Source organism: Methylobacterium sp. TK31 (assembly GCF_055361545.1).
Genome location: NZ_CM143964.1, coordinates 3,347,266 through 3,362,659, shown reverse-complemented (window position 1 = coordinate 3,362,659; position 15,394 = coordinate 3,347,266). Strand labels below are relative to the sequence as shown.

Below are 15,394 nucleotides of genomic sequence, written 5' to 3'. Positions count from 1 at the left end.
TCCTCGACCGGAGCGCTCGCAATCCCGGACGCCGCGAGACCGAGAGTGCCCTCGCCCTGGCCGAACGGATGCCGCGGCTGATCCTCGAATCCCGCCGGGTGTCCTCGACGCTGGCCCATGGCATCCACGGGCGCCGTCGCGCCGGGCCGGGCGAGAGCTTCTGGCAGTTCCGGCCCTTCGTCGCCGGCGAGGCCGCCGCGCGGATCGACTGGCGCCGCTCGGCCCGCGACGACCGGCTCTACGTGCGCGAGCGCGAGTGGGAAGCCACCCACAACATCTGGTTCTGGATCGACCGCTCCGCCTCCATGGGCTTTGCCTCGCACTTGGCGCAGGCGCCCAAGGTGGAGCGCGCGCTGGTGCTCGGTTTCGCGCTGGCCGACGCCCTGGTGGAGGGCGGCGAGCGCACCGGCCTGCTCGGCCTCACCCGTGCCACCGCCTCCCGGCGCATCGTCGAGACCATGGCCCAGGCCCTCGTCGCCGACGGCCAGGGACAGGACGACGACGCCCCGCCGTCCGCCACGCCGGGCCGATTCGACGAGGCCGTCCTGATCAGCGACTTCCTGTCGCCGCCCGAGGCCGTGAAGGCGTCGGTGGACCGGCTCGCCGGCCGGGGCACAAGGGGTCACCTCGTGATGATCGTCGACCCCGTCGAGGAGACCTTCCCGTTCTCGGGGCAGGCGGTGCTGCACGACCTCGAGTCGAAGCTCAGCCTCAATGTCGGTGATGCGGGCGCCTGGGGCGAAGCCTACCGGGTGCGGATCGCCGCCCATCGCGATCGCCTCGCGGAGATCGCCCGGACCCAGGGCTGGACCCTGACGATCCATCGCACCGACCGTCCGGCGAGCGAGGCGGCCCTGCGCCTCCTGACCCTCGTCGCGGCGGCGCGCGGGACCGGCTGAGGATCGCCGCATGCTCGGATTGCCCCTCACCTTCGCCGCGCCCCTGGCGCTCGCCGCGCTCGTCGCCCTGCCGGCCCTTTGGTTCCTGCTGCGGGTGACCCCGCCGCGGCCGCGCCGCATCGATTTTCCGCCGCTGCGGATCATGGCCGACCTTCTCGGTAAGCGCGAGACGCCGGCCCGGACCCCACCCTGGCTGCTGATCCTGCGCATCCTCGCCGCCGCCTGCCTGATCCTGGCGGTGTCCGGCCCGGTCTGGAATCCCTCCGGCACGGGCGCCGTCACCGGGCGCACGCCGCTCCTCGTCGTCCTCGACAACGGGTTTTCCGCCGCCCACGACTGGCGCGATCGCCTGCGGGTCGCCACCGACACGGTCGAGAGTGCGGCGCGGGACGGCCGGCCCGTGGCGGTGACCGCCCTGGCCGAGCCGGTGGCCGCCCTCGAGGCCAAGGTGCCGGCCGCGGCCTTGGATCGCCTGCGCGCCATCGCGCCGCGTCCGCACCTCGCGGACCGCGCCGCGCACCTGCCCTCGCTCACCGCCTTCCTCGAGCGCAGCCCGAGCACGGCGATTCTCTGGATCAGCGACGGTGTCGCCGGCCCGGGCGAGGACACGTTCGGCAAGAGCCTCGCCGATCTGGTCGGCCGGACCGGGGCCGCGCTCACCATCCTGAAAGCCGACCGGCCCCCGGCCCTCGCGCTCTCGGCCGCCGAAGCCAGCGGCCAGCTGACCGCGCATGTCCTGCGGGCCGCCGCCAACGGCCGCGACACCGGCCTCGTGCGCGCGGTCGACCAGAAGGGCCTGCCGCTCGCGGAGCATGCCTTCACCTTCGCGCCGGACGCCACCGAGACCGAGGTCGGCTTCGACCTGCCGGTGGAGCTGCGCAACAGCATCAGCCGCATCGAGGTCGCGGCCGAGCGCTCGGCCGGTGCCGTGACCCTGGTGGACGAACGCGGCAAGCGCCGCCGCGTCGGCCTCGTCTTCGGCGGCACCAGTGATCAGGCCCAGCCGCTGCTGGCGCCGACCTACTACCTGTCGCGCGCGCTCGGCCCCTATGCCGACGTGCAGGAGCCTCGGGGTGCCAAGGGCATCGCGGAATCCATTGGACAGCTTCTCGACAACCAGGTCTCGGTCCTCGTCCTCGCCGATGTCGGCGCCCTCGACGGACCGACGCTCGCCCGCGTCGAGCAGTTCGTCGACGAGGGCGGTCTCCTGCTGCGCTTCGCCGGGCCACGCCTCGCCGCCGGCAACGATCCGCTCGTTCCCGTGCGCCTGCGCCGCGGCGGCCGTACCCTGGGCGGCACGCTGTCCTGGGACAGCCCCAAGACCCTCGCCCCCTTCGCGCCCGAGAGCCCCTTCGCCGGCCTGACCCCGCCGATCGATATCGGCGTGCGCCGGCAGATCCTGGCCGAGCCGGACGGCGACCTGCCGGGCCGGACCTGGGCGTCGCTCCAGGACGGCACCCCCATCGTCACGGCGCAGAAGCGCGGCCAGGGGCTCGTCGTGCTCTTCCACGTCACCGCCGACACCACCTGGTCGAACCTGCCCCTGTCGGGCCTGTTCATCGATATGCTCCGACGGGTCGTGAACCTCGCCGGCGCCAAGGCACTGCCGGCGGGCGATGCCGGGGCGCGGGCGACGGCCGTGCTCGCGCCGCGCCTCACCCTCGATGGGTTCGGCGCCCTGGGTGCGCCGCCGGCCGGCGCCACCGCGGTCTCCGCCGACTCCGCCGACCGCGCGACCCTGGAGCATCCGCCGGGCTTCTACGGCCCGGCCGACGGGGGGATCGCGGTCAACGCCCTCGGGGGAACGGACCGGCTGAAACCCTTCGACTTCGCGCCCCTGTCCGGTGCCCGCCTCGGCTCGCTCGCCGGCGCCGAAACGCTCGACCTGCGCGCCACCCTCTTCACCCTGGCCCTGATGCTCCTCATCCTCGATACCCTCGCGGGCCTCTGGCTCGGCGGCTTCCTCCGGCGCGGACGGGGTTTCGTCTCGCGCCCTGCCGCGGTCCTCCTGGCCGGCCTCGCCCTCGGCGCCCTGGTGGGCGCGCCGCAACCGGTGCAGGCCCAGCAGGCCGCCCCGGTCCGCGCGGGCGCTTTCGATTCGGCGTTGGCGACCCGGCTCGCCTACGTCGTCACCGGCGACGAGGCGGCGGACACCGCGAGTCGGGCCGGCCTCTCCGGCCTGACCCAGATGCTGGCGAGCCGCACCGCCCTGGAACCCGGCGATCCGATCGGCATCGACCCCGCCAAGGACGAACTCGCCTTCTATCCGTTGATCTACTGGCCCATCGTCGCCGGGCGGCCGCAGCCGAGCGAGACCGCGATCCGGCGCATCGATGCCTTCATGCGCAACGGCGGCACCGTGATCTTCGACACCCGCGACGCGCTGACCGCGCGGCCGGGCGCCCCGCCGACGCCGGAGGGCGCCTATCTGCGCAAGATGCTGGCGACCCTGGAGGTGCCCGAGCTGGAGCCGGTGCCGCCCGACCACGTGCTCACCAAGGCCTTCTACCTCGTCGACACCTTTCCCGGCCGCTATGCCACCGGCCAGACCTGGGTCGAGACCCTGCCGCCGGCGGGCGAGGGCGCCGAGCGCCGCCCGGCCCGGGCGGGCGACGGCGTCTCGCCCATCGTCATCACCAGCAACGACCTCGCCGCCGCCTGGGCGGTGGGCAAGCGCGGCGAGCCGCTCTACCCCATCGTCGGCGGCGACCAGCGCCAGCGCGAAATGGCCTTCCGCGGCGGCATCAACTTCGTGATCTATACCCTCACCGGCAACTACAAGGCCGACCAGGTCCACGTCCCGGCGCTGCTGGAGCGGCTGGGCCAGTGACGAATTTCGTACCGGAGGCACCGCGCCCATGCTGAGCCTCAGCTTCACCCCCCTGGTGCCCTGGCCGGTGCTGATCGCCTTCGGCGTGATCGTCGCGGTCTTCGCCGTGCTGGCCTTCCTGGCGCGGGGCCGAACCGCGATCCTGCGGGCCCTCGCCCTAGGGCTGGTACTCCTGGCGATCGCGAACCCGTCCCTGGTGCGCGAGGACCGCGAGCCGGTGAAGGACATCGCCGCCGTCGTGGTCGACCGCTCTGGCTCGCAGGCCCTCGGCGACCGGCCGGCCATGACCGATGCGGTGCGCGCCGAACTGCAGCGCCGCTTCGGCGCGCTGACCAACATCGAGCCGCGCTTCATCGACGTACCCGACGCCAAGGAGGGCGACGAGGGCACGCGGCTGTTCACCGCCCTGTCGCAGGCGCTGGCGGACGTGCCGGCCGAGCGGCTGGCGGGCGTGGTCATGCTGACGGACGGCGTGGTGCACGACATCCCGGCCTCGGTGGCGGCTCTGGGCCTGAAGGGCCCGCTCCACGTCCTCGTCACCGGCCACCCGGACGAGCGCGACCGCCAGATCAAGCTCATCGAGGCGCCGCGCTTCGGCATCGTCGGGCGCGACCTCACCATCCGGGCCGAGGTGATGGAGCGCGGCGGCACCGGCAGCGCCACCGTCACCGTGCGCCGCGACGGCGAGGAGGTCGGGCGCCGGACCTTCCCCACTGGTCAGCCCTTCTCCCTGACCATGCGGATCGAGCATGGCGGCCCGAACGTCGTCGAGATCGAGGTGGAGCCCCTGCCGGGCGAACTCACCACCATCAACAACCGCGCGGTGCTGCCCATCGAGGGCATCCGCGAGAAGCTGCGGGTGCTCTTGGTCTCCGGCGAGCCCCACCAGGGCGAGCGCACCTGGCGCAACCTGCTGAAGTCCGACGCCAACGTCGACCTCGTCCATTTCACCATCCTGCGCCCGCCGGAGAAGCAGGACGGCACGCCGATCTCCGAACTCTCCCTGATCGCCTTCCCGACGCGCGAGCTGTTCGTCCAGAAGATCAAGGATTTCGACCTGATCATCTTCGACCGCTACGCCAACCAGAGCGTGCTGCCCTCGGCCTATTTCGACAACATCGTCCGCTACGTCCGCGAGGGCGGCGCACTGCTGATCGCGGCCGGCCCCGAATTCGCCTCGCCCTCCAGCCTGTCGCGCACGCGCCTCGCCGCGATTCTGCCGGGCGAGCCCAACGGGCAGGTGGTGGAGCAGCCCTACAAGGCGGCCCTCACGGGCGTCGGCAACCGCCACCCGGTCACCCGGGCGCTGCCCGGGTCCGAGGCCTCGCCGCCGGCCTGGGGCGACTGGCTGCGCATCGTCTCCGCCCAGGTAAAGCCCGGCATCCAGCCGATCCTGCAGGGGCCGAACGCCCTGCCGTTGCTCGCCCTCTCGCGCGAGGAGAAGGGCCGGGTGGCCCTGCTCCTGTCCGACCACGCCTGGCTCTGGGCCCGCGGCTACCAGGAGGGCGGGCCCTATCTCGACCTGCTGCGCAGGCTCGGGCACTGGCTCATGAAGGAGCCGGCCCTGGAGGAGGAGGCTCTCCGGGCCCAGACCACAGGGCATGGCCGCGAGGTCCGCGTGGAGCGGCAGACCATGGCCGACACGGTGGAGCCCGTCACCGTCACGGGCCCGACCGGAAGCCAGCGCACCCTGACCCTGACGCAAGGCGAGCCGGGCCTGTTCACGACGACCTTCGAGGCCGCCGAACTCGGCCTGCACACCCTGCGCTCCGGCACCCTCGTCGCCTTCGTCAGCGTCGGCCCGCCGAACCCGCGCGAGCTCGCCGACGTCTTCAGCGACACCGAGCGCCTGAAGGCCCTGGCCGAGGGCACCGGCGGCTCGATCCGCCGGGTCGCGGAGGCCGGTGGCGGGATCGCCGTGCCGCGCCTGCAATCGGTCCGCAGCGGCCGCCTCGGTGGGGCCGACTGGATCGGCTTCCGCCCGAGCGACAGCGCCAACATCCGCGGCGTCGAGGTCTATCCCCTGGCCCTCGGCCTGTGGGCGCTGGCCGCCCTGGCGGCGGCCGTGCTGGCGATGTGGCTCGTGGAAGGACGCCGCGGCCGGGCGGCCTGAGGGGCTACCCCGGCAGACGCTCGAAGAACCGCGCGATCTCCTCCGCGGCCCGGTCCGGGTCCTCCCGGTGTGGGAAATGTCCGGCGCCCTTCAGTTCGGCGAGGTCGAGATTCGCGAAGGTCTCGCCGAGGCGGTCGGTCCAGGCGAACGGAAACAGCGGGTCGGAATCGCCCCAGCGGATGCAGATCGGCACCGTGATCGGCGGAAGCCGCGGAGCCTCGCCGCGGATCATGGCGAGGCGCCCGGCCTGCGCGCTGACGTACCAGTTGAAGCCGCCCTGCAGGTTGCCCGGGGCCAGGAAGTTGTCGACGAAGGCCTCCAGCACGTCGTCGAAGGCGGCCGGGTTGCCGCCGGCCCAGTGGCGCAGGAAATGGCCGATATAGAGCCGGCAGCCCTCGCGCGAAGCCCCGACCTGGGCCGCCGCGAACGGCTTCACGTGGTAGGACTGGTACCAGATCTCGGCGAGCATCTCGGGCGCGGCGAGGCGCGGCCCGATGCCCGGATAGGGACAGTCGAAGGTGAACAGACCGGTCAGCCGCTCCGGTGCCGTTCGGCCGAGGGCCTGGACCACGTAGGCTCCGACGTCGTGGCCAACGATGCCGGCCCGGGCGATGCCGAGGGCATCGAGCAGGGCGACGATGTCGGCGGCGTGCACCTCGGCACCGGCCTTGTCAGAGGGGTGGAGGTCGGGCTTCTCGCTGGCGCCGAAGCCGCGCAGATCCGGCGCGATCAGTTCGAAACGGTCCGCGAGGCGCCGCATCACCGGCTCCCAGGTCAGCCAGAATTCCGGCCAGCCGTGCAGCAGTACCAGCGGGCGGCCACGCCCGAGCCGCGCCACGTGAAGCGCGACGCCGTTGGCCGTGATCGTGTCGTGCCGGATCGCCGAATCATCCATCGGGGTGTGGTCCCTGCCGGCGCCCGGTCGGCGCCCTCGGCGGGTCAACGCCGGCGGAGGGCGGTCACGTTCCCCGAGACTGTGGCGGCCGCACCGGGCCTGAGTTCGCGCCACAGGAAGCGGGCCGGGTCAACGGGGGAGGGCGGGACGAGGCGCCCGGACGGGATCGGCGCGAAGCCGAAGCGCCGGTAATAGGGCGCATCCCCAATCAGGATGACGAGACCGTGCCCCCCTGCCGCCGCGGCATCCAGGCAGGCCGTCATCAGGGCGGCGCCGATGCCGCGCCCCTCGAAGCTCGGATCGACGGTGAGGGGGCCGAGCACCAGGAGCGGATCGCCCGCCTCGGCCGGGCCCACCCGCACCGAGCCCACGAGGTAGGTCGCCACCAGTGCGGTGAAGCAGAGTTCGGCCACCGGCACCGTGCCCTCGCGCAGGCGGTAGGCGGTGCGGGCGAAGCGCCCGGGGCCGAAGGCGCGGGCGTGGAGCCGCTCGATCGCTTCGGCGTCGCCGGCATGCTCGTGCCGAATGACGAGGGGGAGGGCGGTCACGTCGCCCGCGCCGAGAAGTCGATGCGCGGGTCGATCCAGGTGTAGATCAGGTCGGAGAGCAGGTTCACCGCCAGCCCGAGCAGGGAAAAGATGTACAGGGTCGCGAAGACCACGGGGTAGTCGCGCCCGACGATGGAGGTGAAGGACAGGAGCCCGAGCCCGTCCAGCGAGAAGATCGTCTCGATCAGCAGCGAGCCGGTGAAGAAGGCCGAGATGAAGGCCGCCGGAAAGCCCGCGATCACGATGAGCATGGCGTTGCGGAAGACGTGTCCGTAGAGCACCCGGCGCTCGGAGAGGCCCTTCATGCGGGCTGTGAGCACGTACTGCTTGCGGATCTCGTCGAGGAAGGAGTTCTTGGTCAGAAGGGTCGAGGTCGCGAAGGCGCCGAGCACCAGGGCCGCCAGCGGCAGCGTCATGTGCCAGGCGTAGTCCACCACCTTGCCCCAGAGGCTGAGGGAGTCGAAGTTCTCGCTGGTCAGGCCGCGGATCGGGAAGATCTGCACGAAGGAGCCGCCCGCGAACAGGATGATCAGGGCGATGCCGAACAGGAAGCTCGGGATCGCGTAGCCGACGATGACCACGGTCGAGGTCCAGAGGTCGAAGCGCGAGCCGTCATGCACCGCCTTGCGGATGCCCAGCGGAATTGAGATCGCGTAGGAGATCAGCGTCATCCACAGGCCCAGGGAGATCGACACCGGCAGCCGCTCGCGGATCAGCTGCAGGACCGAGACATCGCGAAAGTAGCTGTTGCCTAAGTCGAACCGCACGTAGTCCCAGATCATCTTGGCGAAGCGCTCGGGGGCCGGCTTGTCGAAGCCGAACTGCTGCTCGAGTTTCTTGATGAAGGCCGGGTCGAGCCCCTGCGCCCCGCGGTAGCGGGCATTGGCCTCGCCCCCGCCGCCGGTGCGGGCGGCGCCGCCGAGATCGCCCGCCCCGCCGGTTACCCGCGACAGGCTGCCCTCGTTCTGGCCCTGGAGCTGGGCCAGCACCCGCTCCACCGGGCCGCCGGGGGCGAACTGCACGATGACGAAGGTGATGAGCATGATCCCGAAGATGGTCGGGACCATGAGCGCGATACGGCGCAGGATGTAGCCGAGCACAGGTGTCCCTCAGGTTCGGCCGATGCGCCGGGCCTTGTCGGCATCGTACCACCAGACGGTCGGGACGCCGAGATCGTAGGTCGGTCCCTTGGCCGGGCGGCCGTAGACGTCCCAGAGCGCCAGCCGGTGATCGGCCTTGTACCACATGGGCACCCAGTAGCGGCCGGCCCGCAGCACCCGGTCGAGGGCGCGCGCGGCATGGGTCATGTCGGTGCGCGAGGTCGCCTCCGTCACCTTGTCGATCAGCGCGTCGATTGCGGGGCTCGCGATGCCCGCCAGGTTGTTCGAGCCGGGCGTGCCGGCGCTGCGGGAGCCGTAGGCCTCGCGGAGTTCGGGGCCGGGCGTGAGGCCGCTGGCGAAGCGGCGCGCCGTGAGGTCGAAATCAAAATCCTTGACCCGGGCCTGGTACTGCGAGGGATCGACCAGCCGGATGCTGGCGCGGATGCCGATCAGCCCGAGATTGCGGATGAAGGGCTGCGTCACAGGCTGGAACACCGGGTCGTTGTCGAGGAACTCGATCTCCAGGGGCTTGCCGGAGGGCAGGCGGATCACGCCGCCGTCGCGGGTGCAGCCGGCCTCGCGGAGGAGGGCCACGGCGCGGCTGAGCAGGGCGCGGTCCTGGCCCGAGCCGTCGGAATTGGGCGGGCTCCAGGCCTCGCCGAAGACCTCCGCCGGCAGGTCGCCGCGCATCGGGTCGAGGAGGGCCAACTCCTCCGGCGCGGGGCGCCCGGTGGCCTTCAGGTCCGAGTTCTCGAAATAGGAGGCCGTGCGGATGTAGGCGCCGTACATCAGGTTGGCGTTCGACCAGTTGAAGTCGAAGCACAGGCCGATCGCCTCCCGCACGCGCGGGTCGCGGAAGGCCTCGCGCCGGGTGTTCATCCACCAGCCCTGCGTGCCCGAGGGGCGGGCATCGGGGACCACCTCCTTGTGGACGCGGCCCTCCCGCACAGCGGGAAAGTCGTAGCCCGTGGCCCAGACCCGGGCGGTGAACTCCTCGCGAAACGTGAAGGCGCCGCCCTTGAAGGCCTCGAACGCCACCTGACGATCCCGAAAATACTCGTACCGGATCGCGTCGAAGTTGTTCTGGCCGACATTCACCGGCAGCTCGGCGCCCCAATAGTCCTTCACCCGCTCCAGTTCGATGAAGCGCCCCGCCTCAACGCGCCCCACCCGGTAGGGTCCCGAGCCGAGCGGCGGCTCCAGGGAGGAGGCCTCGAAATCGCGCTTGGCGTAGTAGGCGGCGGAGAACACCGGCAGGGTGGCGACGAAGAGGGGCAGGTCGCGGCTGCGGCCGGGCGCGAAGCGCAGGGTCACCGTGGCGTCGTCCTCGGCGACGGACTCGGAGAGGTCTCGGATCACCTGCGAGATCTCGGGGTGGCCCTTCTCCTTGAGGAGGCGCATCGACGCCGCCACGTCGCGAGCGGTGAGGCGCGAGCCGTCGTGGAAGCGGGCCTGCGGCCTCAGGCTGAAGCGGTAGGTCAGCTCGTCCTCGGAAACCTCCACCGCGCGGGCGAGGAGGCCGTAGAGTGCGTCCGGCTCGTCCAGCGCCCGCACCATCAGCGAATCGAAGGTCAGGTTCATGCCGGCGGCGCCGTCGCCGCGCAGGACGTAGATGTTCAGGGTGTTGAAGGTGTCGGAGGCCTGGTTGCCCAGGGTGGAGGCGAGCTGCGCCGAGAAGCGGCCCCCCCGCGGCGCGTCCGGGTTGACGTAGTCGAAGTTCCGGAAGTCGGCCGGGTACTTGAGATCTCCGAAGCTCGATAGGCCGTGGCTGGTGCGGCCCGCCGCCCGGGCCGGGGCGGGGAGGACCAGGGTGGCCCCGAGGGCGCCGGCGCCCGCGACGACGGCACGCCGGGTCGGGCCGGCGCTCAACGCGGGGCCCCGGTCTTGGCCGCCAGGGCCTCGTCGTACCACCAGGTCGCGGGGAAACCCGAGCTTCCGTATTTCGGCAGGACCTCCGGGTGCCCGAAGCGATTCCAGCGCAGGGTGCGCGAGACGTTCGAGCCCCATTGCGGCACGACGAAGTTGTGGGCCAGCAGCACCCGGTCGAGGGCGTGGGTCGCCGCCAGCACGCCGGGGCGGTCCTTCGCGAAGATCACCTTCTCCACCAGGGCGTCGACGCCTGCGTCCTTGATGCCGATGAGGTTGCGCGAGCCGGTCTTGTCGGCGGAGGCCGAGCCCCAGTACTCGCGCTGCTCGTTACCCGGCGAGAGGGATTCCGGCCACGAGCTCGTGGTGATGTCGAAGTCGAAGGCCCGCAGTCGGTTCTGGTACTGGGCCTGGTCGATGACCCGCAGGGTGCTGTTGATGCCGATGAGCTTCAACTGCGCCGCGTAGGGCAGCACCACCCGCTCGAACACGCTCTGGTATTCCAGGAACTCGACGGTGAGGGGCTCGCCGCTCTTCACGTCGGTCATCTGGCCGTTGCGCAGCTCGTAGCCGGCCTGCTTCAGGAGGCCGACGGCCTCGCGCAGGTTGGCGCGCACCGCATCCGGCGTTCCGTTGACGGGGTTCGTGTAGGGCGCGGTGAAGACGGAAGGAGGGACCTTGTCCTTCACGGATTCGAGGATCGCGAGCTCGTCGCCCTGGGGCAGGCCGGACGACGCCAGCTCCGAGCCGAAATAGTAGGAGTCGATGCGCTTGTAGAGGCCGAAGAACAGCGACCGGTTCATCTCCTCGAAGTTCATCGCGAGGTTGAAGGCCCGCCGAACCCGCGGATCGGCGAATTTCGCCCGGCGGGTGTTGAGCACGAAGGCCTGCATGTTGCCGTTGCCGCGATCGGGGAATTCCTCCTTGATCAGGCGGCCCTCCTTCACGGCGGGAAAATTGTCGTAGGCGGTGGCCCAGTTGCGTGCCACGTTCTCGGCCCGGAAGTCGTACAGGTCGCCCTTCAGCGCCTCGATCAGCACCGTCGCATCGCGAAAATATTCGTTCCGCATGGTGCCGAAGTTGTTACGGCCGACATTCACCGGCAGGTCCTTGCCCCAGTAATCCGCCACCCGCTCGTAGGTGGCGCTGCGCCCAGCCTCGAACTTCGCCAGGCGGTAGGGGCCCGAGCCCAGGGGGATCTCCAGGGTGGTCTGGGTCACGTCGCGCGGCCGCCCCTGCGCATCCTTGCCGGTCCACCAGTGCTTGGGCAGCACCCGCAGTTGGCCGAGCACCTGGGGCAGCTCGCGGTTGCCGGCCTCCGAGAAGGTGAAGGTCACCTCCCGCGGGCCGGTGACGGCGGCCTTGGTCACGGTCTGGTAATAGGCCGAATAGAATGGGCTGTTCGCCTTCAGGACATCGAAGGACCAGACCACGTCCTCGGGCGTCACCGGCTGGCCGTCGTGCCAACGGACGCCCTCGCGCAGACGGTAGGACACCGCCGAGAGGTCGTCGGCGAGGCGCACGCCGTCCGCCAGGAGGCCGTAGGAGGTGAACGGCTCGTCGGCCGACTCCGTCATGAGGGTGTCGTAGATCTGGACGATCCCGTTCTCGAGATCGCCCTTCAAGCCCGAGACCACGTAGTTGAAGTTGTCGAAGCCGCCCTGCGCGCCCAGGCGCACGAGGCCGCCCTTCGGCGCGTTCGGGTCGGCATAGTCGAAATGCTTGAAGCCGGGACCGTATTTCGGCTCGCCCATCAGCGTGATCGCTGGCTTCCAGTCACCCTGTGGCGTCGCGGGCGCCGGATCGGGAGCGGCCCGGGCGGGCAGGCCGCAGGCCAGGAAGGCGAGGGCGGCGACGAGGCGTCCGATCGGGGCAATTCGCATCACGGGCAGGCAGTCTCCGGATTCCGGGGGCGCGGGTCCGCTGCCGCGAGGGCGACGGCGGGGTGGCTGTTCTAGGACGGACCGGCCGCGAACGCCAAGCGGGCGCGTGCGCGCAGGAGCCGTCGACCGCGGCACCATCTCGGGGGTCGACAAACGAAAAGGCCGGGCGCTGGCCCGGCCTTGGTCACTCTCCAGACATCTCCCTCAGGACATCTCGATCCTCGGCGAGAGCCGGCTTACTGCTGGGCCGGCTTCTCGGCCGGTACGGTGGCGGCCGGGGCCGGGGGCGCGGCGGGAGCCGCCTGGACCGGAGTGTCGTCGGCGGGCTTCACCGAGGCCGGCTTGTTCGCCTCCTCGCCCGCCACGGTGGGCTTGGCGGCCGTGGCCGGGTTGGCGACCTCGGGCTTCTGGTCCTCGGTCGGCTTGGAGGTATCGGCGGGCTTCGGCGCCTGCTCGCGCCGAACCTCGGCGGCGGGCTTGGAGTCGGGCGCAGGCTTGGCATCCGCAGGCTTGGCGTCAGCGGGCTTGGCATCCGCAGGCTTGGCATCCCCGGCCTTGGCGGCGGCCGGCTGAGCCTCGGCCGGCTTGTCGCCCTCGGCCTTCTTCTCCGCCGCCGGCAGCGGCGCCGGCGTGTCGGCGAGGCTGCGCAGGTACAGGATCACGTCGGCGCGCTCGGTGGGGGAGGTGATCCCGGCGAAGGCCATCTTGGTGCCGGGAACGTAGCCCTTCGGGTTCGTCAGGAAGTGGTCGAGCTCGTCGTAGGTCCAGGTGCCGCCCTTCTCCTTGAGCGCGGCCGAGTATTCGAAGCCCGGCTCGTGTGCGCGCTGGCGGTCGACGACGCCCCAGAGATGCGGGCCGACCTTGTTCGGTCCGCCCTTCTCGAAGCTGTGGCAGGAGGCGCATTTCTTGGCCGCCGCCTGGCCCTTGTCGACCGTGGCGCTGGCCAGGCGGATCGGCAGCGGTTCGGCCTTGGCCTCGGGGGCGGCCGCACCGCCGGCCTTGGCCTGGGGCTCGGGCAGGGCATAGCCCGCATTGCCCGCCGGCTTGGGATGATAGATCAGTTCGGCGACGAAGCCCGACCCTACGGCGAACAGCAGCGCGCCGAGCGCGGCACCCGCGACCTTGTTCAGCTCGAAAGAGTCCATTCTCGACAACTCCGGTGCGGCCGGCCTGAGGGGGGGAGAATTCAGGGCGAAGTCCAGCGCGGATCCGTGCCGGACTTTGGAAACGGTCGAGGGTGCTTAGCCGCTCATGCCCGACCTTGACAATGGTCCCATCGCGCTTCGCGTAGTCGCAGAGCGGCCTGTGTCGCCGCCATCCCTCACTTCTTGAGACGCGAGCGGGCGCGTCCGGTTCCCGCCGGAGTGGTCGAAGAAAGGCGCGGTTCGGCATGGGCCGCCGGCGCGCGGCATGACAAGCCGGGGCGCCGCTGTTAAGCACCGACCCCAGCCGGAGCAGGGTCCAGACCGATGTCCGATCCCATCGTCCTCATTCCCGCGCGCATGGCCGCGACCCGCCTGCCGAACAAGCCGATGGCCGACCTCGCCGGCGAGCCGATGATCGTGCACGTCTGGCGTCGCGCCGTGGAGTCCGGCATCGGCCCCGTCGTGGTCGCCACCGACACGCCGGCCATCGTCGAGACCATCGAGGCCGTCGGCGGCCTCGCGGTGCTGACCCGGGCCGACCACCCGTCCGGCTCGGATCGTCTGGCCGAGGCCCTGGAGATCATCGATCCGCAGGGCAACCACGACGTCGTGGTCAACGTCCAGGGCGACCTGCCGACCATCGACCCCGGCATCATCGGCGCGGCGATCCTGCCCCTGGCCGACCGCTCGGTCGACATCGCCACCCTCTGTGCCGTCATCACCGAGGAGTCCGAGCGGCGCGACCCGAACGTGGTCAAGCTCGTGGGCCACACGGTCGGCACCCGGCGCCTGCGCGCCCTCTACTTCACCCGCGCCGAGGCGCCCTGGGGGGCGGGCCCGCTCTACCATCACATCGGCCTCTACGCGTATCGCCGGAAGGCGCTGGCCCGCTTCATGGCGTTGCCGCCCGGCGAGCTCGAGACCCGCGAGAAGCTGGAGCAGCTCCGCGCCCTCGAGGCCGGGATGCGCATCGACGCCATCGTCGTCGACGACCTGCCGCTCGGCGTCGACACCCCCGCCGACCTGGAGCGCGCCCGCGCCATCCTGTCGGCCCGCCGCCTGAACTGAAGCGCCTCGGAAAGACCAGCCCGCCATGCCCCAGCACATCGTCTCCTACCAGGGCGAGCCCGGCGCGAACTCCCACATCATCTGCGCCCAGGCCTATCCGGACTGGACGCCGCTGCCGTGCCCGACCTTCGAGGACGCCTTCGCGGCCGTGAAGGAGGGCCGCGCCACGCGGGCGATGATCCCGATCGAGAACTCGATCGCCGGCCGGGTGGCGGACATCCACCACCTGATCCCGACCTCCGGCCTGCACATCGTGGCCGAGCACTTCCTGCCGATCCATTTCCAGCTGATGGTCCTGCCGGGCACGCCCGTCGAGCGCATCCGGACGGTGCACAGCCACGTCCACGCCCTCGGGCAGTGCCGCAAGATCATCCGGCGCCTCGGGCTACGCGCCATCGTGGCCGGCGACACGGCCGGAGCGGCCCGCGAGGTCGCGGAGGCGGGAGATCCGACCCGGGGTGCCCTGGCGCCGGCCCTGGCGGCGGAGGTCTACGGCCTCGATATCCTGGAGCGCGACGTCGAGGACGAGAGCCACAACACCACCCGCTTCGTCGTGTTCTCGCCCGAGCCCGAGGCGGTCTCGCCCGGGCAGGACCCGATGGTCACGAGCTTCGTCTTCCGGGTCCGCAACATTCCGGCGGCCCTCTACAAGGCGCTGGGCGGTTTCGCCACGAACGGCGTCAACATGTCGAAGCTCGAGAGCTACATGGTCGAGGGCCAGTTCTCGGCGACGCAGTTCTACGCCGAGGTGGACGGTCACCCGGAGGATCCGGGCCTGTCGCGGGCTCTCGCCGAACTCCGTTACTTCTCCCGGGAGGTGCGGATCATCGGCACCTACCCGGCGCATCCCTATCGCGAGGCAAGCCGTATCACGGCGGAATAGGGGCTTCCCCGCCTAAAGAACGGTCCCGGCGGCGGCGCCGCGCGGGGGCCTTCCGAACGCTGTGCTGCGATCGCCCTCTGGGGAGCGGCAGACGAGCGTTTCGACAACCTGCACGATTGTTCACAGCCTGGGTGCGCCGCATGCCCTCACGGGGCCTGCCACGT

Annotated in this window: 11 protein-coding genes; 5 read left to right on the top strand and 6 right to left on the bottom strand. The window is 71.2% G+C overall.

Annotation, left to right across the window (positions count from 1 at the left end):
- The first annotated feature begins 68 nt into the window (after window positions 1-68).
- The 3 genes from ACXJY8_RS15600 to ACXJY8_RS15590 are packed head-to-tail and all read left to right on the top strand — an operon-like array spanning window position 69 to window position 5,842.
- A complete protein-coding gene (locus tag ACXJY8_RS15600; RefSeq protein ID WP_463770413.1) occupies window positions 69-899 on the top strand; it encodes a DUF58 domain-containing protein in 831 nt (276 codons plus the stop codon).
- Between the two features lie 10 nt (window positions 900-909).
- The gene (locus ACXJY8_RS15595; protein WP_463770411.1) at window positions 910-3,729 is read left to right on the top strand and encodes a DUF4159 domain-containing protein; all 2,820 of its coding nucleotides are present in this window, start codon (window positions 910-912) and stop codon (window positions 3,727-3,729) included.
- Window positions 3,730-3,757: 28 nt separating this feature from the next.
- Window positions 3,758-5,842: a hypothetical protein gene (locus ACXJY8_RS15590; protein WP_463770409.1), complete on the top strand. Its 2,085-nt coding sequence runs from the start codon at window positions 3,758-3,760 to the stop codon at window positions 5,840-5,842.
- A 4-nt stretch (window positions 5,843-5,846) separates the two neighbouring features.
- Here the strand turns inward: ACXJY8_RS15590 and ACXJY8_RS15585 are convergent, their stop codons facing one another.
- The 6 genes from ACXJY8_RS15585 to ACXJY8_RS15560 form a co-directional block, all read right to left on the bottom strand.
- Window positions 5,847-6,737, bottom strand: a complete 891-nt coding sequence (locus ACXJY8_RS15585) for an alpha/beta fold hydrolase (RefSeq protein ID WP_463770407.1) — start codon at window positions 6,735-6,737, stop codon at window positions 5,847-5,849.
- A 44-nt stretch (window positions 6,738-6,781) separates the two neighbouring features.
- Window positions 6,782-7,285 (bottom strand): GNAT family N-acetyltransferase, encoded by a 504-nt coding sequence (locus ACXJY8_RS15580; RefSeq protein ID WP_463770405.1) that lies wholly within the window; start codon window positions 7,283-7,285, stop codon window positions 6,782-6,784.
- Window positions 7,282-8,385: a microcin C ABC transporter permease YejB gene (locus tag ACXJY8_RS15575; protein ID WP_463770403.1), complete on the bottom strand. Its 1,104-nt coding sequence runs from the start codon at window positions 8,383-8,385 to the stop codon at window positions 7,282-7,284. Before ACXJY8_RS15575 ends, ACXJY8_RS15580 begins: the two co-directional genes overlap by 4 nt.
- Window positions 8,386-8,394: 9 nt before the next feature.
- Window positions 8,395-10,254, bottom strand: a complete 1,860-nt coding sequence (locus ACXJY8_RS15570; RefSeq protein WP_463770401.1) for an extracellular solute-binding protein — start codon at window positions 10,252-10,254, stop codon at window positions 8,395-8,397.
- On the bottom strand, window positions 10,251-12,134 hold the full coding sequence (locus tag ACXJY8_RS15565) for an extracellular solute-binding protein (RefSeq protein ID WP_463770399.1): 1,884 nt from the start codon (window positions 12,132-12,134) through the stop codon (window positions 10,251-10,253). Before ACXJY8_RS15565 ends, ACXJY8_RS15570 begins: the two co-directional genes overlap by 4 nt.
- Before the next feature lie 236 nt (window positions 12,135-12,370).
- Window positions 12,371-13,279 (bottom strand): c-type cytochrome, encoded by a 909-nt coding sequence (locus ACXJY8_RS15560; protein WP_463770397.1) that lies wholly within the window; start codon window positions 13,277-13,279, stop codon window positions 12,371-12,373.
- Window positions 13,280-13,603: 324 nt separating this feature from the next.
- On the opposite strand from ACXJY8_RS15560, the gene ACXJY8_RS15555 reads away from it, so the two are divergent.
- Window positions 13,604-14,347, top strand: a complete 744-nt coding sequence (locus ACXJY8_RS15555) for a 3-deoxy-manno-octulosonate cytidylyltransferase (protein WP_463770396.1) — start codon at window positions 13,604-13,606, stop codon at window positions 14,345-14,347.
- 25 nt (window positions 14,348-14,372) lie between these two features.
- A complete protein-coding gene (locus ACXJY8_RS15550; protein ID WP_463770394.1) occupies window positions 14,373-15,230 on the top strand; it encodes a prephenate dehydratase in 858 nt (285 codons plus the stop codon).
- The last annotated feature ends 164 nt before the right edge of the window (window positions 15,231-15,394 follow it).

Bases quoted from the DNA above. Each gene is read 5' to 3' on its own strand.
- ACXJY8_RS15560 (WP_463770397.1), bottom strand. From the start codon at position 13,279: ATGGACTCTTTCGAGCTGAACAAGGTCGCGGGTGCCGCGCTCGGCGCG.
- ACXJY8_RS15595 (WP_463770411.1), top strand. From the start codon at position 910: ATGCTCGGATTGCCCCTCACCTTCGCCGCGCCCCTGGCGCTCGCCGCG.
- ACXJY8_RS15555 (WP_463770396.1), top strand. From the start codon at position 13,604: ATGTCCGATCCCATCGTCCTCATTCCCGCGCGCATGGCCGCGACCCGC.
- ACXJY8_RS15585 (WP_463770407.1), bottom strand. From the start codon at position 6,737: ATGGATGATTCGGCGATCCGGCACGACACGATCACGGCCAACGGCGTC.
- ACXJY8_RS15600 (WP_463770413.1), top strand. From the start codon at position 69: ATGCCGCGGCTGATCCTCGAATCCCGCCGGGTGTCCTCGACGCTGGCC.
- ACXJY8_RS15590 (WP_463770409.1), top strand. From the start codon at position 3,758: ATGCTGAGCCTCAGCTTCACCCCCCTGGTGCCCTGGCCGGTGCTGATC.
- ACXJY8_RS15565 (WP_463770399.1), bottom strand. From the start codon at position 12,134: ATGCGAATTGCCCCGATCGGACGCCTCGTCGCCGCCCTCGCCTTCCTG.
- ACXJY8_RS15550 (WP_463770394.1), top strand. From the start codon at position 14,373: ATGCCCCAGCACATCGTCTCCTACCAGGGCGAGCCCGGCGCGAACTCC.